The following is a 24,968-nucleotide window of genomic DNA, read 5'->3' as shown; positions in this document are numbered from 1 at the left end:
AGAACAGTGGCTCTCCCTCCCCTCACCCCTGAGCAGCGGGCCGAGGCCCTGAAGAAGGCCGCCGAGGCACGCCGCGAGCGCGCGGCCATCAAGGCGCGGCTCAAGGACAGCGCCGGCCACCGCGGCGAGGAGATCAAGAAGGTCCTCGCCGAGGCCGAGTCCAACGAGGTCGTCGGCCGTCTCCGCGTCTCCGCCCTGCTCGAGGCCCTGCCCGGCGTCGGCAAGGTCAAGGCCCAGCAGATCATGGAGGAGATCGGCATCTCGCCCTCCCGCAAGATCCGCGGCCTCGGCTCGCACCAGGCGGAGAAGCTCGTCGCCCACTTCTCCGAGTGAGCCCTGATCTTCCCACCGGGGCCGACGCCGCGACGGCGCCGGCCCCGGTCACCGTCCTGGCCGGCCCCACCGCGGTGGGCAAGGGGACCGTCTCCGCGGCGATCCGCGCCCGGTACCCCCAGATCTGGCTGTCCGTCTCCGCGACCACCCGCGCGCCCCGCCCCGGCGAGGTCGACGGCGTGCACTACCGCTTCATGGGCGAGGAGGAGTTCTCCCGCCTGATCGAGGACGGCCAGATGCTCGAGTGGGCCGTGGTCCACGGCCGCAACAAGTACGGCACCCCGCGCGGCCCCGTCGAGGAGAAGGTCGCCGAGGGCCGCCCGGTGCTGCTCGAGATCGACCTCGCCGGCGCCCGCCAGGTGCGCGAGAGCCTCCCCGAGGCGCGCTTCGTCTTCCTCGCCCCGCCGGACTGGGACACGCTCGTGCAGCGTCTCGTGGGCCGCGGCACGGAGGACGAGGAGGAGCGCGAGCGCCGTCTCGCGACCGCCAGGGTCGAGCTCGCCGCGGAGGACGAGTTCGACGTGACCATCGTCAACGACTCGGTGGACCGCGCCGCCGACGAGCTCGCACGCCTGCTCGGCGTGAACGACCTCACCTGACCGCTCTCGCTCCTGCCCTCGCCGCCGCGCGCGGCGTGGCGTATCCTGGAGCGTCGCACGTCGTCACCCAGGAAGGGACATCCGTGGCCGGAACAGTCGCACAGCCCGAAGGCATCACGAACCCCCCGATCGACCGTCTCCTCGAGACCGTCGACTCGAAGTACGCCCTGGTGCTGTACGCCTCCCAGCGCGCCCGCCAGATCAACGCGTACTACTCGCAGCTCTCCGAGGGCCTGCTCGAGTTCGTCGGCCCGCTGGTCGACGTCGAGAACCAGGAGAAGCCGCTCTCGATCGCGCTGCGCGAGATCGACGAGGGCCTCCTGACCGTCCGCGAGATCGACGAGGAGGAGTACGCCGCGCAGAACGAGCCGGACCCCAACGCCCCGGCCCCGCTGCTGCTCGGCGACGACGCCCCCGAGGTCCCGCCGACCGACTTCCCCCTCTGATCGCGGCCCTCGCCGGTCGTCGCACGGAGCAGGCATGAGCAGCCAGCCGCGCACGCTCGCCGGAGCCCGCGTCCTCGTGGGCGTCGGCGGCGGGATCGCCGCCTACAAGACCGCGCACCTGGTGCGCGGTCTTGTCGGTGAAGGGGCCGAGGTGCGGGTGGTCCCCACCCCTGCCTCGCTCGAGTTCGTGGGCTCCTCGACCTGGGAGGCGCTCAGCCACCACCCGGTGCTCACCTCCGTCTTCGAGGACGTCGACGAGGTCGCCCACGTGCGGCACGGCCAGCTGGCCGATCTCACCGTCATCGCCCCCGCCACCGCGGACCTGCTGGCGCGGATGCGGATGGGCCGCGCCGACGACATGCTCACCGCCTCGCTGCTGGTGACCCGCGGCCCCGTGGTGGTCGCCCCCGCTATGCACACCGAGATGTGGGAGCACCCCTCCACCCGCGAGAACGTCGCCGTGCTGCGCGAGCGGGGAGTGACCGTGCTCGAGCCCGCCGTCGGCCGCCTGACCGGCCCCGACTCCGGACCGGGCCGCCTGCCCGAGCCCGAGGCGATCCTCGACGCCGCCCGCGCCGCGATCGCCGCGCCGCGCGACGAGCGCGGGGGAGCGCTGCGCGATCTCGTCGGCCGCGAGCTGCTGATCACCGCCGGCGGCACCCGCGAGGAGCTCGACCCCGTCCGCTTCCTCGCCAACCACTCCTCCGGCCGACAGGGCTGGGCCCTCGCCCATGCGGCCCTCGTGCGCGGCGCGCGGGTGCGCCTGGCTGCCGCGAACGTCGCGCTCGAGACCCCGCCCGGCGCGGACCGCCTCGACGTGGGCAGCGCCGCCGAGCTCGCCGAGCTCGTCGCCGCCCACCTCGGGGAGATCGACGCGCTCGTCATGGCCGCCGCCGTGGCGGACTTCACCTCCGCCGGCCGCGCGGACCAGAAGATCAAGAAGGACGAGTCCGCCCCGGACTCCGTGCCGACCCTCGCGCTGGCCCGCACCCAGGACATCCTGCGTCACAGCGTCGTCTCCCGCGGCGGGGCCGCGCGCCCCGCGATCGTGGGCTTCGCCGCCGAGACCGGCGGGGACGGCGCCGCGGCCCTGGACCTCGCCCGGCAGAAGGCGCGCCGCAAGGGCGCCGACCTGCTGGTTTTCAACGACGTCAGCGCCGGGGTGTTCGGCGCCGCGGACAACGAGGTGCGGATCCTGGACCGCGACGGCGAGGAGGTCGCCCACGCCGCGGGCAGCAAGACCCTCGTCGCCCACGCCGTGCTCGACGAGCTCGTCGGTCGTCTCCCGGAAGTACCCTGATCCCCATGACCACCAGCGAGCTGCGCACCTTCACGTCCGAATCGGTCACCGAGGGGCATCCCGACAAGATCTGCGACCAGATCTCCGACGCGATCCTCGACGACATGCTGAGCCAGGACACCGGCGCCCGCGTCGCCGTGGAGACCATGGTCACCACCGGGCTCGTGCACGTCGCCGGCGAGGTCCGCACGACCGGCTACAGCGACGTCTCCAACATCGTGCGCGACGTGATCCGGGAGATCGGCTACGACTCCTCCGAGAAGGGATTCGACGCGGACTCCTGCGGCGTCGAGGTCTCGATCGGCGCGCAGTCCCCGGACATCGCCCAGGGGGTGGACACCTCCTTCGAGGCGAGGGGCGACGTCGCGGCCGAGGCCTTCGCGCGCCTCGGCGCCGGCGACCAGGGGCTCATGTTCGGGTACGCCTGCAACGACACGCCCGAGCTGATGCCGCTGCCGATCCACGCCGCGCACCGCCTGACTCAGAACCTCTCCACCGCCCGCCGTGACGGCGTGCTGCCCTACCTCCGCCCCGACGGCAAGACCCAGGTCTCCATCGGCTACGACGAGGACGGCGTGGCCCGCAGCGTCGAGGCCGTCGTCGTCTCCACGCAGCACAGCGAGGAGGTCGACCTCGACGCCCAGCTCGCGCCCGCGATCTCCAAGGTCGTCATCGCCCCGGTTCTCGAGGACCTCGCGGCACAGGGTCTGGACACCTCCGAGGTCATCACCCACATCAACCCCTCCGGCCGCTTCGTGCTCGGCGGGCCCAAGGGCGATGCGGGCCTGACCGGCCGCAAGATCATCGTCGACACCTACGGCGGGATGGCCCGCCACGGGGGCGGCGCCTTCTCCGGCAAGGACCCCAGCAAGGTCGACCGCTCCGGCGCCTACGCCATGCGCTGGGTCGCCAAGAACATCGTCGCCGCCGGCCTCGCCGACCGCTGCGAGGTGCAGGTCGCCTACGCGATCGGCGTCGCCGAGCCGGTGGGCCTGTACGTCGAGACCTTCGGCACCGGGAAGGCGCCCGCGCACCGGATCGCCGCCGCCGTGCGCAAGGTCTTCGACCTCCGTCCGGCCGCGCTGATCGAGGCGCTGGACCTGCTGCGCCCGATCTACTCCCTCACCTCCGTGCACGGCCACTTCGGCCGGGAGCTGTCCGAGTTCACCTGGGAGCGCCGCGACCGCGCCGAGGAGCTGGAGCGCGCCCTGTGACCGCCCCCGACACCTCCGGCGTCCCCGGCGAGGGCCGCACCGCCCCGACGCTGGACCCCGCCCTCGCCGCCCGGCTCAAGCACGACGGCGCCGGCCTGCTCACCGCCGTCGTGCAGGACGCGAGCGACCAGCGCGTGCTGATGGTCGGCTGGATGGACGACGAGGCGCTGCGGCGCACGCTCACCACGGGCCGGGCGACCTACTGGTCCCGCTCCCGCGGCGAGTACTGGCGCAAGGGCGACACCTCCGGCCACGTCCAGTTCGTGCGCTCCGTCGCGCTGGACTGCGACGGCGACACCCTGCTGGTGCAGGTCGACCAGGTCGGGGCCGCCTGCCATCGCGGCACCGACACCTGCTTCGACGGCGGCGACCTGGACGCCGTCGTGCTGACCGAGAAGGAGCGTGCCCTGTGACCGCCGAGGACGCCCGCCCCGAGGCCTATCCCGAGCGCATCGGCGGCCGTGAGGGCATCGCGCTGGGCGAGATCACCCCGGACCGCGAGACCTTCCGCGAGCTCGCCGCACGCCAGCGGGTCGTCCCCGTCTCGGTGCGGCTGCTGGCCGACGAGGACACCCCCGTCTCGCTCTACCGCCGGCTCACCGCCGACGGCGGCACCCGCGGCACCTTTCTGCTGGAATCCGCCGGGGAGGGCGAGGCCTCCCGGTACTCGATCATCGGCACCCGCGCCCGTGCGGTGCTCACCGAGCGGGACGGCGCCGCGCACTGGCGCGGCGACGTCCCCGCCGGGGTGCCCACCTCCGGCAGCCCCGTCGAGGCCCTCGCGGCCGTGACCTCCGCGTTCCGCGTAGCCCGCCAGCCGCATCTGCCGCCCTTCTCCGGCGGTCTCGTCGGCTACGTCGCCTACGACGCGGTGCGCCACTGGGAGAAGCTGCCCGAGGCGCCGCCGGACGAGATCGGTCTGCCGGACCTCTCGATGCTGCTGGCCCAGGACGTCGTCGTCCACGACGCCCACGACTCGACCGTCGTCCTGGTCGCCAACGCCCTGAACCTCAACGCCACCGACGACGGCGTGGACGCCGCCTACGACGACGCCCTCGCCCGCCTCGAGACGCTCCGTCGGCGGCTGCGCACCCCCGCGGTCGGCGGGCCGACCGTCTACGACACCGTCAGCGACCTCGAGCCCAAGGCCCGCACCGCCCAGCGCGAGTACGAGGCCGCGGTCCACGAGGCGGTGCGCGACATCGTCGACGGGGAGATCTTCCAGGTCGTCCCCTCGCAGCGCTTCTCCCTGCCGATCGCGGCGGACCCGCTGGACGTGTACCGGGTGCTGCGCCGCATGAACCCCAGCCCCTACATGTACCTGCTGCGCACCGAGGACGCCGACGGAGAGCCGATCGACGTGGTCGGCGCGAGCCCCGAGTCGCTCGTGACCGTCCGCGGCACCACCGCGACGACCCACCCGATCGCCGGCTCCCGCCCCCGCGGCGCGAGCCCGGAGGAGGACGAGCACCTGGCGGCCGAGCTGCTGGCCGACCCGAAGGAGCGCTCCGAGCACCTCATGCTCGTGGACCTCGCCCGCAACGACCTGCAGAAGTTCTGCGCTCCCGGCACCGTGGTGGTGCGGGACTTCATGCACATCGAGCGGTTCAGCCACATCCAGCACATCGTCTCCACCGTCACCGGCACCCTGCGCGAGGACGCCGCGGCCTACGACGCGCTGCGCGCCACCTTCCCGGCCGGCACCCTCTCCGGCGCCCCGAAGCCCTCCGCGATGCGGATCATCGACCGGCTCGAGCCCGTGCGCCGCGGCGTCTACGGCGGGACGGTCGGCTACTTCGACTTCGCCGGCGACATGGACATGGCGATCGCGATCCGCACCGCCGTGATCAAGGACGGCACCGCGCACGTGCAGGCCGGCGGGGGAGTGGTCGCCGACTCCGACGCGACCATGGAGCACCGCGAGACCCAGGCCAAGGCCGCCGCCGCGCTGCGCGCCGCCGCCTCTGCCGACACCCTCCGCCCCGCATGAGCGCCGAGCAGCGACCGCGCCGCACCGGGCCCTCGCGTCGCGCCGCCGTCCTCGGCGGCCTCGTCGCCGCGGGCGCCCTGGCCGGCACCACGCGCGCCACCTGGGTGCAGGCCACCGCCCCCGACCTCGCCGGCACCGCGCAGGACGTCGCGGTGGGCGGCGCGGACGCCGCCCCGGCGGTGCTCGCCCTCGCCCTCGCGGCCCTCGCCGCGGCGCTGGCGACCTCGCTCTCGAGCCGCTGGGTGCGCTTCCTCACGGGGCCGGTCCTGATCGCCGCCGGGCTCGGCGCGGGCCTCGCGTCCCTCGCCCCGCTGCGTGACCCCGCCGCGGCCGCCGGCTCCGCCGTCGCCGAGTCCACCGGGGTGGTCGGCGCGGACGTCGCCGCGGACGCGACCAGCTGGCCGCTGATCGCTCTCGTCCCGGCCCTCGCCGTGATCGCCACCGGCGTGATCGTGCTGATCGCAGGCGGTTCCTGGCCCGTCGGCAGCCGCTACCGCAGCGCCGCCGTCACCACCGCCGCCGACCCCGCGGAGGACCCCGCCGCCGCCTGGGACGCCCTCACCCGCGGCGAGGACCCGAGCCTCGCCGGCCCCGGCGAGGACGAGGACGCACCGCGCGCGGGGACGGACCCCGCGGATGCTCCCGGGGCCGACGGCGCCGGGACGCCCCCGCAGCGCTGACCGCCTCGCGCAGCACGCCGCGGACGATGCCGTCGTCCGCCGGCATGACGTGGCACAATGGCCCCGACCGGGACCCAGACTGGAGAAGGATCATGTCGAAGACCTACACCGTGCCGCCGCCGCCCCATCACAACGAGGGGAAGACCGTCGCGGCGTGGACGATGAACATGGGCATCGTGATCGGCTCCGTCCCGATCGCCGCGGGCCTCATCCTCCCCGAGATGACGGTGCTGATCTGGGTCGGCGCCGCGATCGTCGTGCTCGCGATCCTGGCCGGCGTCGTGATGTCCAAGGCCGGCCTCGGCCAGCCGAAGAAGTACGGCCACCCGGTCTCCGAGGCCGTCGCCGTCGCCGAGACCCGTCCCGACGAGGCCCCCGCCGAGGCCGGCGCCAGGTGACCCTCGCGGCGCAGGAGCGGGACGAGCAGCTCGGCGCGGGAGGACCCGCGCGCGGTGCGCACCGGCTCCTGCTGCCGCTCGGCATCATGGGCGCCGCACTGGCGCTCGCGGTCGGGGTGCAGCTGATCTTCGACCCGTTCCGCACCCATGTGCCGCTGTGCATCGTCAACCACCTCACGGGCATCGAGTGCCCCGGCTGCGGAGCGCTCCGCGCCGTGCACTCCCTGCTCGCCGGCGACCTGCAGCTGGCCCTGCGCAGCAACCTGCTGATCATCCTCGCGATCCCGCTGACCGCGATCGGCCTGGGGGTGTGGGCGCTGCGCCGGGCGCGGGGCCTCACCACCGAGCTGACGCCCTCCCGCACGACGGTGCTCGTGCTCACCGGCGTCGTGCTGGTCTTCACGGTGCTGCGGAACCTCCCCGCCTTCTGGTTCCTGGCACCGATCTCGTACGTCGGCGGCTGAGCCCCGCCTCGCGGACCGCAGCTTCGTGCACGGCGCCGCCCCACCCGCTTCAGGAGGACCGAGTGACCACCACCGGAACCGTTCTCGACGACATCATCGTCGGCGTCCGCGAGGATCTCGCCCCCCGGCGCCGCGCCGTGCCGGACGCCGAGATCGAGGCGCGCGCGCACGCCGCCGCCCCCGCCCTCGACGCCCGCGCCCGTCTCGCCGGCGACGGCACCACCATGGGCCTGATCGCCGAGGTCAAGCGCGCCAGCCCCTCCAAGGGCGCCCTGGCGGAGATCCCCGAGCCGGCCGAGCTCGCCGGCACCTACGCCGACTCCGGCGCCTCCGCGATCAGCGTCCTCACCGAGCAGCGCCGCTTCCGCGGCTCCCTCGCCGACCTCGACGCCGTCCGCGAGAGGGTCGACGTGCCGGTGCTGCGCAAGGACTTCGTCGTCGAGCCGTACCAGGTGCACGAGGCCCGCGCCCACGGGGCCGACATCGTGCTGCTGATCGTCGCCGCGCTCGAGGACGGACCGCTGCAGGAGCTGTACGCCCTCACCGACGAGCTGGGCATGCAGGCGCTGGTCGAGACCCACACGGAGGAGGAGCTCGAGCGGGCCCTCGCCCTGGACCCGCAGCTCCTCGGCGTCAACGCCCGCAACCTCAAGGACCTCACCGTCGACCTGGGCCGTGCCGCGGCGCTGCTGCGCCGCATCCCCGCCGGTCCCCTCGCCATCGGCGAGTCCGCGGTCGCCTCCCGCGCCGACGTCGAGGCCTACGCCTCCGCCGGCGCGGACGCCGTCCTGGTCGGCGAGGCCCTGGTGACCTCCGGGGACCCCGCCGACGCCGTCTCCTCGTTCCGCAGCGTCGCCCGCCGCGGCCGCCCCCTCCCGGAAGGAGCCCAGGCATGAGCACCCCCGACCCCGTGCTGCCCGACCTCACCCGACCCTCGACGGCGCTGCGCTCCGAGGCCGGGCCCTACTTCGGCGACTTCGGCGGGCGCTTCCTGCCCGAGGCGCTTGTGCCCGCCCTCGACGAGCTCACCGAGACCTACGAGAAGGCGATCGTCGACCCCGAGTTCAGCAGCGAGCTGCGGCGTCTGTCCGCCGAGTACACCGGGCGTCCCTCGCTGCTGTCCGAGGCGCCGCGCTTCTCGGCCCTCGCCGGCGGCGCGCGGATCCTCCTCAAGCGCGAGGACCTCAACCACACCGGCTCGCACAAGATCAACAACGTGCTCGGCCAGGCGCTGCTGACCCGTCGCATGGGCAAGACCCGCGTGATCGCCGAGACCGGCGCGGGCCAGCACGGCGTCGCCACAGCGACCGCCGCGGCCCTGTTCGGGCTCGACTGCACGATCTACATGGGCGCCGAGGACACCGAGCGCCAGGCCCTCAACGTCGCCCGCATGCGCCTGCTCGGCGCCGAGGTCGTCGCCGTCGAGCAGGGCTCCCGCACCCTCAAGGACGCCATCAACGAGGCCTTCCGCGACTGGGTCGCGAACGTGGAGACCACCCACTACCTGCTGGGCACCGTCGCGGGACCCCACCCGTTCCCCGCCATGGTGCGCGACTTCCACCGCATCATCGGCGAGGAGGCCCGCGCCCAGACCCTCGAGCGCGTGGGCCGACTGCCCGACGCGGTCGTCGCCTGCGTCGGCGGCGGCTCCAACGCGATGGGCATCTTCCACGCGTTCCTCGACGACACCGATCCGCTCGTGCGCCTCGTCGGCTGCGAGGCCGGCGGCGACGGCGTCGCATCCGGCCGTCATTCGGCGACCATTACCGGCGGCTCCGCCGGGGTGCTCCACGGGGCGCGCAGCTTCGTCATGCAGGACGAGGACGGCCAGACCATCCCCTCGCACTCCGTCTCCGCCGGGCTGGACTACCCCAGCGTCGGCCCCGAGCACGCCTGGCTCGCGGACATCGGCCGCGCCGAGTACCGCGCGATCGACGACGGCCCCGCCATGGAGGCCTTCGCGCTGCTGTCCATGACCGAGGGCATCATGCCCGCGATCGAGTCCGCCCACGCCCTCGCCGGCGCGCTCGAGCTGGGACGCGAGCTCGGGGAGGACGCCGTGATCCTGGTGAGCCTCTCCGGCCGCGGGGACAAGGACGTGGACACCGCCTCGCACTGGTTCGGGCTGGTGGGCGACGATCCCGCGCGCGCCGACCTCGCCGCCCTGCGCGATCTCGCCCGCACCGCCGCACCCGCCGCCCAGGAGGAGGCCCGATGACCGCCGCCGGCACCCACCGCCTGCGCGCCGGCGACGTCCTGGACCGCGCCCGCGCCGAGGACCGGGCGGCGCTCATCGGCTACCTGCCCGTCGGATATCCCGACCTCGACCGCTCGATCGAGGCCGCGAAGGTGCTCATCGACCACGGCGCGGACATGATCGAGCTGGGCTTGCCCTACTCCGACCCCGTCATGGACGGTGCCGTGATCCAGCAGGCCGCCTCCGCCGCGCTCGAGCGCGGCACCCGCACCCGGCACGTCCTGGAGGCCGTCGAGCAGCTCTCCGGTCGCGGCGCCGCGATCCTGGTCATGAGCTACTGGAACCCGGTGCTCGCCTACGGGCCCGACGCCTTCGCCCGCGACCTCGCCGCCGCCGGCGGCGCCGGGCTGATCACCCCCGACCTCATCCCCGACGAGGGCGCCGACTGGATCGCCGCCTCCGAGCAGCACGGCGTGGACCGTGTGTTCCTCGTCGCACCGAGCTCCCCGCGGGACCGGCTCGAGCATGTGGTCTCGCACACGCGCGGATTCGTGTACGCGGCGAGCACCATGGGCGTCACCGGCACCCGGGCCAGCGTCTCCACCGCCACGGAGGGCCTCGTCGAGCGCACCCGGGCGGCCGGGGCGAGGAACGTCTGCGTGGGCCTGGGCGTCTCGAACGGTGAGCAGGCCGCGCAGGTCGGCGCGTACGCTGATGGAGTGATCGTCGGCTCCGCCTTCGTGCGCGCCCTGATCGAGCACGAGGGCGACGACGCGGCGGCCCGCACGGCCCTCGCGGCCGTCGCGGCGGATCTCCGCGGCGGCGTCGAGCGCGCCCGCACCTGACCAGCCCCGCAGGACCCCGCAGTCGAGAGGAGAGCACGCGATGATCCCCAGCCCGAGCATCTCCGCTCTCTCCCTCGGCCCCCTCACGATCCACTTCTACGCGCTGTGCATCCTCGCCGGCATCGGCGTCGCGCTGTGGTGGGCGACGAAGCGGTGGGAGGCCCGGGGCGGCGACGGCGACACCCTCTTCGACATCGTCTTCGTCGCGGTGATCGCCGGGATCATCGGCTCTCGCGTCTGGCACGTCCTGACCTCCCCGGCGCCCTTCTTCGGCCCCGGGGGCGACCCGCTCTCGGTGCTGTACATCTGGCAGGGCGGGCTCGCGATCTACGGCGGCGTCGCCGGCGGCGCCCTCGCGGTGTGGCTCATGGCCCGGCTCAAGGGCGTCTCCTTCACCGCGCTGGCCGACACGATCGCCCCCACCATCATGCTCGCCCAGGTGCTGGGCCGTCTCGGCAACTGGTTCAACCAGGAGCTCTACGGCCCGCCGCTGGACGCCTGGTGGGCGTGGGACGTGACCTGCGAGACGAACGGGGCCACGATCGCCGGCTGCGTGCCGGGCACCTACCACCCCACCTTCCTGTACGAGCAGCTGTGGAACCTCGCCGGCCTCGCCGTGCTCCTGCTGCTCAGCCGCCGCTTCCAGTGGGCGGGCGGCCGTGTGTTCTGGGCCTACGTCGCGATCTACTCCACCGGCCGCGCCTGGATCGACGCGATCCGCTCCGAGCCCGTGCTGATGGTCGGCCCGCTGCGCATCCACACCCTCGTCGCCCTGCTCATGGTGCTCGTGGGGGTGGGGATGTTCGTGCTGCTCACCCTGCGCAAGCGGAAGCGCGGGGGAGAGGTCGTCGCCGCCGACGGCTCCTTCAGCCTGCCCGCCCAGACCGAGGGCAACGGCCCCGACGAGGACGAGGTCGAGAAGTCGGGCACGCCTCCCTCTCCCGGCCCCGCTCCCTCACCCGGCCCCTAGGGACCCTCCTCCGGACGACGCGAAGCGCGCGGAGGGCGGCCCGGGGCCCGGGCGCTCGTCGGATCCTCGACGAGCCCGTCACCGGCCGCCGCTCCAGAAGGGCTCCCGCGTCATGCTCCCCCTCACCTCCCGCTTCTCGTCCCTCCCCGCCGCCCAGGGCCTCTACCGGCCGGACAGCGAGGTCGACTCCTGCGGCGTCGCGATGATCGCGACGCTCCGCGGCACCCCCCAGCACCGCATCGTCCAGCACGCCCTCGAGGCACTGCGCAACCTCGATCACCGCGGCGCGGTCGGCGCCGAGGAGAACACCGGTGACGGCACCGGGATCATGGTCCAGCTGCCCGACGCCTTCCTTCGCGAGGTCAGCGGCCTGGACCTGCCGCCGCTGGGGCAGTACGCCGCCGGCATCGCCTTCGTGCCCCGCGAGGCCGACGGCCGCGCCGCCGTGCTGGAGACCCTCGAGCGCGTCGCCGCCGAGGAGGGCCTGCGCCTGCTCGGCACCCGCGAAGTGCCCGTGACCGACGGGCTCGTCGGCCCCTCGGCCGAGGAGGTCCGCCCAGACTTCGTGCAGGTCTTCCTCGCCGACGCCCGCGCCGAGCGCACCGGCCTCGAGCTCGAGCGGGCCGTCTTCGCCACCCGCCGCCGCGTCGAGCACGCCACCGAGGGCTATTTCCCCTCCCTCTCGACCCGAGTGATGGTCTACAAGGGGATGCTCACCCCCGTCCAGCTCGACGAGTTCTACCCCGACCTGCGCGATCCCCGCTTCGCCTCCGCCCTCGCGATCGTCCACTCGCGCTTCTCGACCAACACCTTCCCCGCCTGGCCGCTCGCCCACCCCTTCCGCACCCTCGCGCACAACGGCGAGATCAACACGGTGATCGGCAACCGGAACCGGGTCCGGGCGGCCGAGGGGTCGATGGCCACCGACGCCTTCGGCGAGGACTTCTCCCGCCTGCTGCCGATCACCACGCCCGGAGGCTCGGACTCCGCGGGCCTCGACGAGGTCGCCGAGCTGCTGCACCTCTCGGGCCGCTCACTGCCCCACGCGCTGATGATGCTGGTGCCCGAGCCGTGGGAGAACGACGAGTCGATGGACCCGGACCTGCGGGCCTTCTACGAGTTCCACGCCGCGCTCCAGGAGCCCTGGGACGGGCCCGCGGCCGTCGTCTTCTCGGACGGCACCCAGGTCGGCGCGCGTCTGGACCGCAACGGTCTGCGCCCGCTGCGCTACTGGGTGATGGAGGACGACCTGGTGATCCTCGGGTCCGAGACGGGGCTCGTGGACGTCCCCCGCTCCGAGGTGGTGCGCACCGGCCGCATCGCGCCGGGAGAGATCTTCCTGCTCGATCTCGAGGCGGGCGAGATCGTGCCCAGCGACGAGCTCAAGCACGAGATCGCCACCGCCCGCCCCTACGCCACCTGGGTGAAGGAGCAGAAGGTCGCGCTCGGTGACCTGCCCCGGCGCGAGCACATCACCCACTCCCGCTCCTCCGTGCTGCGCCGCCAGCAGACCTTCGGGTACACGGAGGAGGAGCTGCGGGTGCTGCTCGCCCCGATGGCCGCCAAGGGCGCCGAGCCGCTCGGCGCCATGGGCACCGACACCCCCATCGCGGTGCTCTCTGACCGTCCCCGGCTGCTGTTCGACTACTTCACGCAGATGTTCGCGCAGGTCACCAACCCGCCGCTGGACTCGTTGCGCGAGGAGATCGTCACCTCGCTCGGGGTGAGCATCGGCCGGTCCCGGAACCTCCTGGACGCGACCCCGCAGCACGCCCGGCAGCTGTCGCTGGATGCTCCGGTGCTGGACAGCGACCAGCTCGCGCAGCTACTCGCGGTCGACGCCCACCCCGCCACGGCCGACTTCCACACCGTGCGGCTGCGCGGCCTCTACCCGGTCGCCGGCGGCACCGCCGCGCTGCGCGCACGGCTCGAGGAGATCTGCGAGGAGGCCGTCGCCGCGATCGACGACGGCGCGACCTTCCTGGTCCTCTCCGACCGCGACACCAACCAGGTCCTCGCCCCGATCCCCTCGCTGCTGATGACCAGCGCCGTCCAGCACCACCTGGTGCGCACAGGCCGACGCACCTCCGCCGCGCTCGTGGTCGAGGCCGGGGACGTGCGCGAGGTGCACCATGCGGCGCTGCTCATCGGCTACGGCGCCAGCGCGGTCACCCCCTATCTCGCGATGGAGAGCGTCGAGGAGCTCGTCGAGCGCGGGGTGGTCAGCGACCTCAGCCCCGAGCAGGCTGTCGCGAACCTCGCCAAGTCGCTGTCCAAGGGTGTCCTGAAGATCATGTCCAAGATGGGCATCTCCACGGTCGCCTCCTACCGCGGCGCCCAGGTCTTCGAGGCCGTGGGCCTCAGCCAGGAGCTCGTGGACACCTGGTTCCCGGGCACCATCAGCCGCATCGGCGGCATCGACCTCGAGGTCATCGCCGAGGAGATCGCCGCCCGCCACGCCCTGGCCCATCCGGTCGACGGCGTGCACCCGCCCCACCGAGGCCTGCCCGTCGGCGGCGAGTACCAGTGGCGCCGCGAGGGCGAGCCGCACCTGTTCACCCCCGAGTCGGTGTTCCGCCTGCAGCACTCCACCCGCGCGAGGAGGTACGACGAGTTCCGCGCCTACACCGACGCGGTCGACGAGCAGCACGAGCGGCTGCTGACGATCCGCGGGCTGCTGCGCCTGCGCACCGACGACTCGCCCGCGATCCCGCTGGAGGAGGTCGAGCCGGTCGAGTCGATCACGCGACGCTTCATGACCGGTGCGATGAGCTACGGCTCCATCTCCCAGGAGGCCCACGAGACCCTCGCGATCGCCATGAACCGCCTGGGCGGCATGTCCAACAGCGGCGAGGGCGGCGAGGACCCCGAGCGCCTGCACGACCCCGAGCGACGCAGCGCCATCAAGCAGATCGCCTCCGGCCGCTTCGGCGTGACCAGCGAGTACCTGACCTTCGCACGCGACATCCAGATCAAGATGGCGCAGGGCGCGAAGCCCGGTGAGGGCGGACAGCTCCCGCCCGAGAAGGTCTACCCCTGGATCGCCCGGACCCGCCACTCGACCCCCGGCATCGGACTGATCTCCCCGCCCCCGCACCACGACATCTACTCGATCGAGGACCTCGCCCAGCTGATCCACGACGCGAAGAGCGCGAACCCGGCCGCGCGCGTGCACGTCAAGCTCGTCTCCCGCTTCGGGGTCGGCACGGTCGCCACCGGCGTGTCGAAGGCCCATGCGGACGTCGTGCTCATCTCCGGGCACGACGGCGGTACCGGCGCGAGCCCGCTGAACTCCCTCAAGCACGCCGGCACCCCTTGGGAGCTCGGCCTCGCCGAGACCCAGCAGACCCTGCTGCTGAACGGGCTGCGCGACCGCATCACCGTCCAGGTCGACGGGCAGATGAAGACGGGCCGCGACGTGGTGATCGCGGCGCTGCTCGGGGCCGAGGAGTACGGCTTCGCCTCCGCGCCGCTGGTCGTCACCGGCTGCGTCATGATGCGCGTCTGCCACCTGGACACCTGCCCCGTCGGCGTCGCCACCCAGAACCCCGAGCTGCGCGCCCGCTACGCGGGCCGGGCCGAGCACGTGGTGACCTTCTTCCAGTTCGTCGCCGAGCAGGTGCGCGAGCACCTCGCCGCGCTCGGGCTGCGCTCCCTGGACGAGGCGATCGGGCGCACCGACCTCCTCGCCCTGCGCGAGGACCAGCGGGCGCTCACCGCGCTCGGCGAGGCGAAGCGCGAGGGCCTCGACCTCGCCGCCGTGCTCGCCGCGCCCGAGATCCACCCCGGCGACTTCCCGCGCCGCCGCCGCGGCCAGGACCACGCCCTCGAGAAGGCCCCGGACCATCCCTGGATCGCCGCGGCCGAGGAGGTCATCGACGCCCGCGCGGGCACGGTCCGGATCCCCGGGCAGGTGCGGAACATCGACCGCAGCGCGGGCACCCTGCTCGGCCACGAGGTCACCCGCCGCACGGACGGCGCGGGCCTTCCCGACGACGCGATCGTGCTCGAGCTGACCGGCACCGGCGGACAGTCCTTCGGGGCGTTCCTCCCGCGCGGCGTGAGCATGCACCTCACCGGCGACGCGAACGACTACGTCGGCAAGGGGCTCTCGGGCGGCGTGATCGCCGTCGGCCACGGCGCCGGCACCGGGCCCTCGCTGACGTCCGCCCCGATCGCGGGCAACACCTGCGCCTACGGCGCCACCAGCGGACGCCTGCTGCTGGCGGGCGCCGCGGGGGAGCGGTTCGGGGTGCGCAACTCCGGCGCGACCCTGGTGGTCGAGGGGATCGGCGACCACGGCGCCGAGTACATGACCGGCGGCGCCGTGATCGTGCTCGGACCGACCGGCCGGAACCTCGGCGCCGGCATGAGCGGCGGCACCCTGTTCGTCCTGGACCTCGACCCCTCCTGCCTGAACCCCGCCGACGCCCGGGGCTTCTCCGTCGCCCCCGTGCGCGAGGAGCACCGAGGCTTCGTCCTCGAGGCGCTGCGCGACCACCTGGCCCGCACCGGCTCCGACCGGGCGGCCTCGCTGCTGGCCGACGAGGAGGAGCTGATGGGGCGCCTCACCGAGATCGCGCCCCGCGCCTTCCTCACCATCACCGCGATCCGGGACGACGCGGTGGCCCAGGGGCTCGACCCCGATGCGAACGATGTCTGGAACGAGATCATGGAGGCCACCCATGGCTGATCCCCGAGGATTCCTGCGCACCCGCGACCGCGAGCTGCCCGCCCGCCGCCCGGTCCCGGTGCGCCTGATGGACTGGCGCGAGGTCTACGAGGCCCGCGAGAAGGGCACCCTCTCGGTGGTCTCCCGCCAGGCCGGGCGCTGCATGAACTGCGGCATCCCCTTCTGCCACCAGGGCTGCCCGCTGGGCAACCTGATCCCGGAGTGGAACGACCTGGTCTACCGCGACGACTGGGAGGAGGCCGCCGAGCGCCTCCACGCGACCAACAACTTCCCCGAGTTCACCGGCCGCGCCTGCCCCGCCCCCTGCGAGTCCAGCTGCGTGCTGGGCATCAACCAGCCGCCGGTGACGATCAAGAACGTCGAGGTCTCGATCATCGACCGCGCCTTCGAGGAGGGCTGGGTGCGCCCGGTCCCCGCGACCCGGCACACCGGCCGCTCCGTCGCGGTCGTCGGCTCCGGACCGGCGGGCCTCGCCGCCGCCCAGCAGCTCACCCGCGCCGGCCACGCCGTGGTCGTGCTCGAGAAGGACGACCGCCTCGGGGGGCTGCTGCGCTACGGCATCCCCGAGTTCAAGCTCGAGAAGCGGCACGTCGACCGTCGCCTCGCCCAGATGCGCGAGGAGGGGACCCGCTTCCGCACCGGCGTCGACGTCGGCGGGACCGGCGAGGGCTCGCTGTCCGTCGAGGAGCTGCGCTCCCGCTTCGACGCGGTCGTGCTCGCGACCGGCGCGAGCGTGCCGCGCGAGCTGGCCGTCCCCGGCCGGGAGGCCGCCGGGATCCACCCCGCCATGGACTACCTCACCCAGGCGAACCGCCTCGTCGAGGGCGACTGGCTGGGGGAGCGGATCTCCGCCGAGGGCAAGGACGTGGTGATCATCGGCGGCGGCGACACCGGGGCCGACTGCCTCGGCACCGCGCTGCGCCAGGGCGCCCGCTCGGTGACGACCCTCGCCATCGGCACCCAGCCGCCCAGCGAGCGGGACGAGTCCCAGCCCTGGCCCACCCACCCGGTGCTCTTCGAGGTCTCCACCGCCCACGAGGAGGGCGGCGCACGCTCCTATCTCGCCTCCACCACCGGCTTCGAGGTCGACGCGGACGGCGCCGTGACGGGCCTGCGCGTGGCCCGGACGCAGTTCGTCGACGGTCGCCGCACCCCCACCCCCGGCACCGAGACCGTGCTCCCCGCCACCCTGGTCCTGATCGCGATGGGCTTCACCGGCGCGAAGGAGCAGGGGCTGATCGAGCAGCTCGGTGTGGAGATGACCTCACGCGGCACCGTCGTGCACGACGGCTCCTGGGCCACCTCGGCGCCCGGCGTCTTCACCGCAGGCGACTGCGCCCGAGGCCAGAGCCTCATCGTGTGGGCGATCGCGGAGGGCCGCTCCTGCGCGGCGGCGGTCGACGAGCACCTGATGGGCACCAGTTCCCTCCCGCGCCCCGTGCGCCCCGGCGAGAAGCCCGTCACAGTGTGAAAGACTAGGCGGAGTACACGCGACGCCGCGGCCCTGTCACGGCGCTCGCGCGCTGTCCACCGGGCCGCGGCCCTTCACTCGAACTACAGATGGGTTGACATGCGCAAAGCGAAGATCGTCTGCACCCTTGGTCCCGCGACCAACACCTACGAGCAGATCCGGACGCTGATCGAAGCCGGGATGAACGTGGCGCGGATGAATCTCAGCCACGGCACTCACGAGGACCACGAGCAGGTCTACGCCAACATCCGCAAGGCCTCCGACGACCTCGGCAAGAACGTCGCCGTGCTCGTCGACCTGCAGGGCCCGAAGATCCGCCTGGGCAACTTCGCGGACGGCCCCCACATCCTCGAGGTCGGCGACACCTTCACGATCACCACCGACGACATCGTCGGCACGAAGGAGCGGGTCTCGACGACGTTCAAGGGCCTGCCGGGCGACTGCCGCCCCGGCGACGTGCTCCTCATCGACGACGGCAAGGTCTCCGTGCGCGTCACGGACGTCACCGAGACCGACGTGACCACCGTCGTGGAGGTCCCCGGGCCCGTCTCCAACCACAAGGGCATCAACCTGCCCGGCGTGGCCGTCTCCGTCCCCGCCATGAGCGAGAAGGACATCGCGGACCTCCGCTGGGGCCTCGCCCTCGGCGCGGACCTGATCGCCCTGTCCTTCGTGCGCGACGCCCACGACATGGACGACGTGCTCCGCATCATGCAGGAGGAGGGGCGCCGCGTCCCGGTCATCGCGAAGATCGAGAAGCCGCAGGCCGTGCGCGCGCTGCGCTCGATCGTCGGCGCCTTCGACGGCATCATGGTCGCCCGCGGCGACCTCGGCGTGGAGCTGCCGCTCGAGCAGGTCCCGCTCGTGCAGAAGCGCGCGATCGAGCTGGCCCGCCGCAACGCGAAGCCCGTGATCGTGGCCACCCAGGTGCTCGAGTCGATGATCGAGAACCCGCGCCCCACCCGAGCCGAGGCCTCCGACTGCGCCAACGCCATCCTCGACGGCGCCGACGCGGTCATGCTCTCGGGCGAGACCAGCGTGGGCAAGTACCCCTTCGAGACCGTGCGCACCATGGCGCGCATCGTCACGAACACCGAGGAGAACGGCGCCGACCGCATCCTGCCGCTGGGCACCATCCCGCACACCCGCGGCGGTGCGATCACCCGCGCGGCCTCGGAGATCGGCGACCAGCTCTCCGCGCAGTACCTGGTGACCTTCACCGAGTCCGGCGACACCGCGCGCCGCCTCTCGCGGCTGCGCCCGACCATCCCGCTGCTGGCGATGACCCCGTACCCCGAGGTCGCCCGCCAGCTGTCCCTCACCTGGGGCGTCGAGGCGCACCTGGTGCCGATGCAGAAGGACACCGACGAGATGGTCACCGTCGTCGACGAGCTCCTGCGCGAGCAGAAGGGGCTGCAGAAGAACGACCTGGTCATCATCGCGGCCGGTTCGCCCCCCGGCGTCCACGGCTCGACCAACACCCTGCGCGTGCACCGCATCGGCGACCTCGACGGCACCGAGTCGGCCCGCATCGAGGCCGACCGCATCGCCACCGGGCAGTGACCGCCGAGCAGTGACCTGCGGGCGGAGGCCCGTCCGGTCCGGGGGAGGCCCCGGACCGGCGACGGCGCCCGCGGCCGATGGCCGCGGGCGCCGTCCCGTGCGTACCGGGTGCGGGACTCGAACCCGCACGCCCTTGCGGACAGCGCATTTTGAGTGCGCCGCGTCTACCATTCCGCCAACCCGGCCTGCCCTCAGGCGTCGAGGGCTGGACTAGGATACCGCTGATGACCACCGGCCTCCGCCGACGGGTGCAGGGCACCCGGGCGCCGGCCCCGACCGAGACACAGGGCGACATGACTGACGACTTCACCGAACTTCCCGACGACGCCCAGGACACCGCCGCCGCGGGTGATGCACCGCGCCGCACCGCGGTCGTCGCCGAGGACGAGAGCCTCATCCGCATGGACATCGTCGAGACGCTCACCGAGGCGGGCTTCGACGTGATCGCCGCCGTCGGCGACGGCGAGAGCGCCATCGAGAAGACCCGGGAGCTGCGCCCCGACGTCGTGATCCTCGACGTGAAGATGCCGCAGACCGACGGCGTCACCGCCGCCGAGAAGATCGGCGAGGAGAACCTCGCCCCCGTCGTGATGCTCACCGCCTTCTCGCAGTCCGAGCTGGTCGAGCGGGCCCGCGACGCCGGCGCGATGGCCTACGTCGTCAAGCCCTTCACCCCGGCGGACCTCCTGCCAGCCGTGGAGATCGCGATCTCCCGCCACCAGCAGATCGTGCAGCTCGAGTCCGAGATCGCGGACCTGGGCGAGCGCTTCGAGACCCGCAAGCGCGTGGACCGCGCCAAGGGCCTGCTGCAGACCAACATGGGCCTGTCCGAGCCGGAGGCCTTCCGCTGGATTCAGAAGACCTCCATGGACCGTCGACTGACCATGCGCGAGGTCGCCGAGGCGGTCGTCGACCAGCTGGGCGGCCAGGGCAAGGACTGAGGGCCGGCAGGCACCATCGACCGGCGCGCGGGGGGCGCGCCGGTCCTGCGGAGGGGGACACCGAGCACATGAGCATCACGCGACGCACGCTCGTGCGCGGACTGGGGGCCGGTGTGCTCGGGGCCGGAGCGCTGAGCGGCTGCAGCCAGGGCGGCGGGATCGGCCGCGGGAGGCGCCGTCGACCCACCACCACCGAGCCCACCGCGGGTGACCTCGAGGAGCCAGACCAACCGCTCGTGATCGGGCAGATCGGCGCCTCCTACGGCCGGATGGCGAGGTTCGAGGAGGCGATCGCGGTCTCGATCGACGAGGCGAGGGTCGACGTCAACGCCCGCTGGGAGGGTCTGTTCGGCCAGGAGGTCGTGCTCCTGGAGCGCCACGTCATGGAGACGCCCGGCGAGGACCTCGCCCCGGTCATCGCCCAGATGGCCGATGCCGGCGCCACCTGTGTGATCACCTCGATCGACGAGGAGTCCCTGATCGCGGCGATGCCCGCGCTGGTCGAGGCGCAGCTGGCGATCCTCGACGTGCTCACCTCCGGGATGGGCGTCCGCGCGGCCGAGGTGAAGACCTCGAACCTGCTGATCCGCCTCGCCCCCAACGACCGCGTGATGGCGGCGCGCTACGCCGAGGAGGCCCTCGGCGGCGGGGGAGGGGAGAAGTCCGGGCCCGCCGGCACCGTCGCCTATCTCTCCGAGGACACGCTCCAGGGCCGCAGCCTCCTGAACGAGATGACGCAGGTGCTGAACCCCTCGAGCGGCCGCGTCGTCAGCCAGCAGTTCTACGAGGTCGGGAAGATCGGCGACATCGGCGCCCGGGTGAAGGCGGTCCTCGAGTCCCCGCCCGCGCTCCTGGTCGCCAACGGCGGGGCGGAGCTCGCCCCGTTCCTCTCGGCCCTGCACACCGCGACCCTGGACGAGGGCAAGCGGCCCACGATCGAGTTCCCGCGGCGGGTGTCGCCTGCGGCGACGATCGACTACTCGCAGGAGCCGGTCGCGAAGGACCTCGCCCCCGAGTCGCTGACCGCCGTGACCGGCTACGAGCCGGGCGGCGAGATCACCGTCGGCCACGAGAACATGATGCTCAACCGCAATCCCGAGTTCCTGCGGCGCGGCTACGCCTACTCGCAGCACGGCTACGACGCGCTGGTGATGCTGTGCCTCGCGGCGCAGCACGCCCTCTCGGTCGAGGGCACCGCCCTCGCCGCGGCGCTGAACGCCGTCCTCACCGGCAGCGAGGAGTGCACCGACTTCGAGGAGTGCCGCCGGGTGATGACCACGGCGCTGGAGGCGGGGGAGAAGGCCACCGTCGCCTACGTCGGCCGGATGGGGAAGGTCGAGCTCGGCGGGCAGTCGGACGCCCGGATCGGGCAGCTGCGGGAGTACACCTGGAACGAGGCGAATGTGATGCAGCCCGGCGCCGCCGGAGGGTTCGAGGCGCCGGAGTGAGGCGCGCCCGGGCGGCGACCGCGCCGCTCAGCGCGGCGGCAGCAGCTGCGTCGCGACAGTGATCGTGCTCAGCAGGGTCCCGGCCTCGTCGTGGACGTCCACCAGATAGCTCGCGACCTGACGACCGAGATGGCGCGCGGTGCACGTCGCGGTGACCCAGCCCTCGCGCGCCGAGCGATGGTGCAGGGCGGAGACCGAGGTGCCCACGGCCTGCGCCCCCTCGCCGTGCACCTCGCGGGCGCGCAGCAGCGCCGCGACCGAGGCGATCGATTCGGCCAGCGCGATCGTCGCCCCGCCGTGCAGCAGCCCGGCCGGCTGGGTGCTGCCCGCGACCGGCATCCGCATCGTGCCGCCGCTCGGGGAGAGGGTCAGCACCTCCATGCCCAGCCGCTCCACGAGCGTCCCGGCGAAGGACGCCTCGAGCTGGGCGGCGAGCCGCGCGTCCAGGGGCGCCGGCGCCCCCTCGGTCGCGCCGACGGGGGCGGTGGCGGGGTCTGCGGGGCGGATGCGCTGATCGGACATGCCCCCGAGACTGCCACAGCCCGCCGGGTGAGCGGAGGCGATCGCGACATGGGAGACTGCTCCTCATGAGTGCGAGCGACACCGATGACCAGCGCCTCCTTCTGATCGACGGCCACGCGATGGCCTTCCGGGCCTTCTTCGCCCTGCCCGCAGACGGCTTCAGCGACGGCCGCGGCCAGGCCACCAACGCCGTCTACGGCTTCACCCGCATGATCATCAACGTCGTCGCCTCCGAGCGGCCCACCCATCTCGCGGTGGCCTTCGACCTGCCCGGCGGGACCTTCCGCGACCGCATCTACGACCAGTACAAGGGCGGCCGCGACGAGACCCCGCAGGCCTTCCACGGCCAGATCGGCCTGATCCAGCAGGTGCTGGACGCGCTCGGCGTGCGCTGGCTGACCTACGAGGACTACGAGGCCGACGACATCATCGCCACCCTCGCCACGCGCGCGGAGCGGCAGGGCCACGAGGCGCTGATCGTCTCGAGCGACCGCGACGCCATCCAGCTGGTGGGGGAGAAGGTCACCCTGCTCCAGCCCGTCAAGGGCGTCACCGAGATGCGGCGCATGACCCCCGCCGCCGTCGAGGAGAAGTACGGGATCCCCCCGGAGCGCTATCCGGACCTCGCCGCGCTCGTCGGCGAGGCGGCGGACAACCTCCCCGGCGTCCCCGGCGTCGGCCCGAAGACCGCCGCGAAGTGGATCGTGCAGTACGACGGGCTCGAGGGCGTGCTCGCGCACGCCGAGAAGATCAAGGGCAAGGCCGGCCAGTCCCTGCGCGACCACGTGGAGGACGTCGAGCGCAACCGGCTGATGAACGCCGCCTTCACCACCCTCGAGCTGCCCGAGGACCCCGGGCACTACGCCCTCGGCGGCGGGGACCGCACCCGCGTGCTCGAGGTGTTCGACGACCTCGCCTTCGGCGACACGATCCGCCGCGACCTCCCTACCGCGCTGCTGGGCGAGGACGTGGCCGAGGAGGCGGCCCCCGAGCCCGCGGCCGACGTGCTGCGCCTGCGCGATGCCGCCTCCCTCACCTCCCTGCTCGGCGAGGAGGACGCCCCGCTCTCCCTCGACCTCGTCGAGGACGTGCGCGGCGGGGCGCTGCTGGGCCTGGCGACCCCGGAGCAGGCCGGCGCCGCCGCGCTCGGCGCCCTGGACTCCGAGGCCTCCGAGCTGCTCGGCGCGGCCCTCGAGGGCTCCCGGGAGCTGCGGATCGCGGACGTCCCCGCCCTGCGCGAGCGCCTGGCGGAGAACGGCTACCGGCTCGGGGACGGGGTGCGCGACCTGGCGCTGGAGTCCTTCGTGCTCCGCCCCGGCGCCCGCAGCTACGACACCGAGGCCCTCGCCGCGGATCTCGCGGGCGCGAGCTTCGAGCCGAAGCCGCGCAAGCCCGCCGAGTCGACCCTGAAGAAGGAGGGCGCGGAGACCCGCGCCGAGCACATCGCCCGGGCCGAGGACCGCCTCGCGAGCGCCGTCTCCGCCCTGCACCCTGCCGCCGCGGAGCTCGCGGACCGGATCGAGGCCGCCCCCTGGGCGCGGAGCATCCTCGATGATCTCGAGCGCCCCCTCCAGCGGGTGCTCGAGACGATGCACTCCCGCGGCATCGCGATCGACCACGCCGCGCTGCAGTCCCTGCGCGACGAGTTCGAGGGCTTCGTCGCCCAGGCCAGGCGCGAGGCCGGCGAGATCGTGGGGGAGGAGGTCAACCTCGCCTCCCCGAAGCAGCTGCAGGTGGTGCTCTTCGAGACCCTCGCCCTGCCCACCACGCGCAAGATCTCCTCCGGCCACTCCACCGACGCCGAGTCCCTCACCGATCTGATGGAGTCGCTCGACCCGGACTCCGCCGGCCACCGCTTCCTCTCCTGGCTGCTGCGCTTCCGCGAGATGAGCAAGCTGACCGGCTATCTCGTGGGGCTGGACAAGGAGATGGACACCGGCTCCCGCGTCCACACCACCTTCCAGCAGACCGCCGCCGCGACGGGCCGGCTCGCCTCGACCGAGCCGAACCTGCAGAACATCCCCGTGCGCACCTCCGAGGGGCAGCGGATCCGCGACGTCTTCGTCGCGGGCGAGGGCTTCGAGTCGCTGATGACCGCGGACTACTCGCAGATCGAGATGCGCATCATGGCCCACCTCTCCGAGGACGAGGGGCTGATCGAGGCCTTCCGCTCCGGGGAGGACCTCCACAACTTCGTCGCCTCGCGCGTGTTCGGCGTGAGCCCCGACGCGGTCGATCCGGCCATGCGCTCCAAGACCAAGGCGGTCAGCTACGGCCTCGCCTACGGGCTCTCCGCCTTCGGCCTCTCCCGCCAGCTGCGGATCTCCCGCGCGGAGGCGACCGCGCTGCGCGACGGCTACTTCGAGCGCTTCGGCGGGGTGCGCGACTACCTCCACCGCAGCGTCGAGAAGGCCCGGGAGACCGGCTACACCGAGACGATCCTCGGCCGGCGCCGCTACCTCCCGGACCTCACCAGCGACAACCGGCAGCGCCGCGAGAACGCCGAGCGGGTCGCGCTGAACTCCCCGATCCAGGGCAGCGCCGCGGACCTCATCAAGCTCGCGATGCTCGCCGTCGAGGAGCGGATGCGCGAGGCGGGGCTGCGCTCGCGCATGCTGCTCCAGGTCCATGATGAGCTCGTGCTCGAGGTCGCCCCCGGCGAGGTCGAGCAGGTGCGGGAGATCGTCGAGGACGGCATGGACTCGGCCTACGAGCTCTCGGTCCCGCTCGAGGTCGGCATCGGCGTGGGACGCACCTGGCGCGAGGCGGCCCACTGAGCCCCTGGGCCTCCGCCTCCGCCCCGTCGCCGGACGGGGCGGACATCACACCGGCGCGCCGCGGAGCGGTCGCCGGCACCCTCGCGCGCCGGGGGCATCGCTGGTAGGCTGTCGAAG

21 protein-coding genes and 1 tRNA gene are annotated in these 24,968 nt (G+C 73.3%); 20 read left to right on the top strand and 2 right to left on the bottom strand.

The features are described 5' to 3' along the window. The first annotated feature begins 6 nt into the window (after positions 1-6). From mihF to pyk, 17 genes are all read left to right on the top strand, one after another. Positions 7-333, top strand: coding sequence for an integration host factor, actinobacterial type (mihF, locus tag DEU31_RS16935; RefSeq protein WP_062951048.1), 327 nt, complete (start codon positions 7-9; stop codon positions 331-333). Next, positions 330-932: a guanylate kinase gene (gene gmk, locus DEU31_RS09760; protein WP_133676955.1), complete on the top strand. Its 603-nt coding sequence runs from the start codon at positions 330-332 to the stop codon at positions 930-932. The genes mihF and gmk overlap by 4 nt, the downstream gene beginning before the upstream one ends. An 83-nt stretch (positions 933-1,015) precedes the next feature. Beyond that, the gene (gene rpoZ, locus DEU31_RS09755) at positions 1,016-1,378 is read left to right on the top strand and encodes a DNA-directed RNA polymerase subunit omega (protein WP_010550656.1); all 363 of its coding nucleotides are present in this window, start codon (positions 1,016-1,018) and stop codon (positions 1,376-1,378) included. Between the two features lie 34 nt (positions 1,379-1,412). Continuing rightward, the gene (coaBC, locus tag DEU31_RS09750; RefSeq protein WP_133676954.1) at positions 1,413-2,678 is read left to right on the top strand and encodes a bifunctional phosphopantothenoylcysteine decarboxylase/phosphopantothenate--cysteine ligase CoaBC; all 1,266 of its coding nucleotides are present in this window, start codon (positions 1,413-1,415) and stop codon (positions 2,676-2,678) included. A 5-nt stretch (positions 2,679-2,683) separates the two neighbouring features. Further along, positions 2,684-3,892, top strand: a complete 1,209-nt coding sequence (gene metK, locus DEU31_RS09745; RefSeq protein ID WP_133676953.1) for a methionine adenosyltransferase — start codon at positions 2,684-2,686, stop codon at positions 3,890-3,892. After that, the gene (hisI, locus tag DEU31_RS09740; RefSeq protein WP_166649456.1) at positions 3,889-4,305 is read left to right on the top strand and encodes a phosphoribosyl-AMP cyclohydrolase; all 417 of its coding nucleotides are present in this window, start codon (positions 3,889-3,891) and stop codon (positions 4,303-4,305) included. Before metK ends, hisI begins: the two co-directional genes overlap by 4 nt. Continuing rightward, complete coding sequence (locus DEU31_RS09735; RefSeq protein ID WP_243733796.1) at positions 4,302-5,882, top strand: anthranilate synthase component I; 1,581 nt, start codon at positions 4,302-4,304, stop codon at positions 5,880-5,882. Before hisI ends, DEU31_RS09735 begins: the two co-directional genes overlap by 4 nt. Further along, positions 5,879-6,562, top strand: a complete 684-nt coding sequence (locus tag DEU31_RS09730; RefSeq protein WP_133676952.1) for a Trp biosynthesis-associated membrane protein — start codon at positions 5,879-5,881, stop codon at positions 6,560-6,562. The genes DEU31_RS09735 and DEU31_RS09730 overlap by 4 nt, the downstream gene beginning before the upstream one ends. Positions 6,563-6,654: 92 nt before the next feature. Next, positions 6,655-6,960, top strand: a complete 306-nt coding sequence (locus DEU31_RS09725; protein WP_133676951.1) for an HGxxPAAW family protein — start codon at positions 6,655-6,657, stop codon at positions 6,958-6,960. Further along, positions 6,957-7,424, top strand: coding sequence for a DUF2752 domain-containing protein (locus DEU31_RS09720; RefSeq protein ID WP_133676950.1), 468 nt, complete (start codon positions 6,957-6,959; stop codon positions 7,422-7,424). The genes DEU31_RS09725 and DEU31_RS09720 overlap by 4 nt, the downstream gene beginning before the upstream one ends. Before the next feature lie 62 nt (positions 7,425-7,486). Further along, entirely contained in the window at positions 7,487-8,320 is an 834-nt protein-coding gene (gene trpC, locus DEU31_RS09715; RefSeq protein ID WP_133676949.1) for an indole-3-glycerol phosphate synthase TrpC, read from the top strand. Next, complete coding sequence (gene trpB / locus DEU31_RS09710) at positions 8,317-9,642, top strand: tryptophan synthase subunit beta (RefSeq protein ID WP_133676948.1); 1,326 nt, start codon at positions 8,317-8,319, stop codon at positions 9,640-9,642. Before trpC ends, trpB begins: the two co-directional genes overlap by 4 nt. After that, positions 9,639-10,466 (top strand): tryptophan synthase subunit alpha, encoded by an 828-nt coding sequence (gene trpA / locus DEU31_RS09705; RefSeq protein WP_133676947.1) that lies wholly within the window; start codon positions 9,639-9,641, stop codon positions 10,464-10,466. Before trpB ends, trpA begins: the two co-directional genes overlap by 4 nt. A gap of 40 nt (positions 10,467-10,506) precedes the next feature. Next, positions 10,507-11,436 (top strand): prolipoprotein diacylglyceryl transferase, encoded by a 930-nt coding sequence (gene lgt / locus DEU31_RS09700; RefSeq protein WP_133676946.1) that lies wholly within the window; start codon positions 10,507-10,509, stop codon positions 11,434-11,436. Positions 11,437-11,548: 112 nt separating this feature from the next. Next, positions 11,549-16,129, top strand: coding sequence for a glutamate synthase large subunit (gltB, locus tag DEU31_RS09695; protein WP_133676945.1), 4,581 nt, complete (start codon positions 11,549-11,551; stop codon positions 16,127-16,129). Continuing rightward, entirely contained in the window at positions 16,122-17,600 is a 1,479-nt protein-coding gene (locus tag DEU31_RS09690; protein ID WP_133676944.1) for a glutamate synthase subunit beta, read from the top strand. The genes gltB and DEU31_RS09690 overlap by 8 nt, the downstream gene beginning before the upstream one ends. Before the next feature lie 99 nt (positions 17,601-17,699). Continuing rightward, positions 17,700-19,163, top strand: coding sequence for a pyruvate kinase (gene pyk / locus DEU31_RS09685; protein WP_010550670.1), 1,464 nt, complete (start codon positions 17,700-17,702; stop codon positions 19,161-19,163). Between the two features lie 102 nt (positions 19,164-19,265). On the opposite strand, the gene DEU31_RS09680 is transcribed toward pyk, so the two are convergent. Then, a tRNA-Leu gene (locus DEU31_RS09680) sits at positions 19,266-19,348 on the bottom strand. Between the two features lie 39 nt (positions 19,349-19,387). Between DEU31_RS09680 and DEU31_RS09675 the strand changes: the two genes are divergently transcribed. Next, positions 19,388-20,104, top strand: a complete 717-nt coding sequence (locus DEU31_RS09675; protein ID WP_010550671.1) for a response regulator — start codon at positions 19,388-19,390, stop codon at positions 20,102-20,104. 68 nt (positions 20,105-20,172) lie between these two features. Next, positions 20,173-21,552: an amino acid ABC transporter substrate-binding protein gene (locus DEU31_RS09670; protein WP_133676943.1), complete on the top strand. Its 1,380-nt coding sequence runs from the start codon at positions 20,173-20,175 to the stop codon at positions 21,550-21,552. Between the two features lie 27 nt (positions 21,553-21,579). On the opposite strand, the gene DEU31_RS09665 is transcribed toward DEU31_RS09670, so the two are convergent. After that, positions 21,580-22,074: a hotdog fold thioesterase gene (locus DEU31_RS09665; protein WP_010550673.1), complete on the bottom strand. Its 495-nt coding sequence runs from the start codon at positions 22,072-22,074 to the stop codon at positions 21,580-21,582. A 65-nt stretch (positions 22,075-22,139) separates the two neighbouring features. Here DEU31_RS09665 and polA point away from each other — a divergent pair, with 65 nt between their 5' ends. Continuing rightward, positions 22,140-24,851 (top strand): DNA polymerase I, encoded by a 2,712-nt coding sequence (gene polA, locus DEU31_RS09660; RefSeq protein ID WP_133676942.1) that lies wholly within the window; start codon positions 22,140-22,142, stop codon positions 24,849-24,851. Positions 24,852-24,968: the final 117 nt, after the last annotated feature.

This window comes from Brachybacterium sp. AG952, assembly GCF_004362645.1.
GTDB classification, from domain to species: Bacteria; Actinomycetota; Actinomycetes; order Actinomycetales; family Dermabacteraceae; genus Brachybacterium; species Brachybacterium conglomeratum.
Note: the sequence above shows the minus strand (reverse complement) of the source record. Positions and strands in the feature narration are given on the sequence as shown.

Coding starts and splice junctions, on each gene's coding strand:
- coaBC (WP_133676954.1), top strand. CDS start 1,413: ATGAGCAGCCAGCCGCGCACGCTCGCCGGAGCCCGCGTCCTCGTGGGC.
- metK (WP_133676953.1), top strand. CDS start 2,684: ATGACCACCAGCGAGCTGCGCACCTTCACGTCCGAATCGGTCACCGAG.
- DEU31_RS09730 (WP_133676952.1), top strand. CDS start 5,879: ATGAGCGCCGAGCAGCGACCGCGCCGCACCGGGCCCTCGCGTCGCGCC.
- DEU31_RS09725 (WP_133676951.1), top strand. CDS start 6,655: ATGTCGAAGACCTACACCGTGCCGCCGCCGCCCCATCACAACGAGGGG.
- trpB (WP_133676948.1), top strand. CDS start 8,317: ATGAGCACCCCCGACCCCGTGCTGCCCGACCTCACCCGACCCTCGACG.
- trpA (WP_133676947.1), top strand. CDS start 9,639: ATGACCGCCGCCGGCACCCACCGCCTGCGCGCCGGCGACGTCCTGGAC.
- lgt (WP_133676946.1), top strand. CDS start 10,507: ATGATCCCCAGCCCGAGCATCTCCGCTCTCTCCCTCGGCCCCCTCACG.
- gltB (WP_133676945.1), top strand. CDS start 11,549: ATGCTCCCCCTCACCTCCCGCTTCTCGTCCCTCCCCGCCGCCCAGGGC.
- DEU31_RS09690 (WP_133676944.1), top strand. CDS start 16,122: ATGGCTGATCCCCGAGGATTCCTGCGCACCCGCGACCGCGAGCTGCCC.
- pyk (WP_010550670.1), top strand. CDS start 17,700: ATGCGCAAAGCGAAGATCGTCTGCACCCTTGGTCCCGCGACCAACACC.
- DEU31_RS09675 (WP_010550671.1), top strand. CDS start 19,388: ATGACCACCGGCCTCCGCCGACGGGTGCAGGGCACCCGGGCGCCGGCC.
- DEU31_RS09670 (WP_133676943.1), top strand. CDS start 20,173: ATGAGCATCACGCGACGCACGCTCGTGCGCGGACTGGGGGCCGGTGTG.
- DEU31_RS09665 (WP_010550673.1), bottom strand. CDS start 22,074: ATGTCCGATCAGCGCATCCGCCCCGCAGACCCCGCCACCGCCCCCGTC.
- polA (WP_133676942.1), top strand. CDS start 22,140: ATGAGTGCGAGCGACACCGATGACCAGCGCCTCCTTCTGATCGACGGC.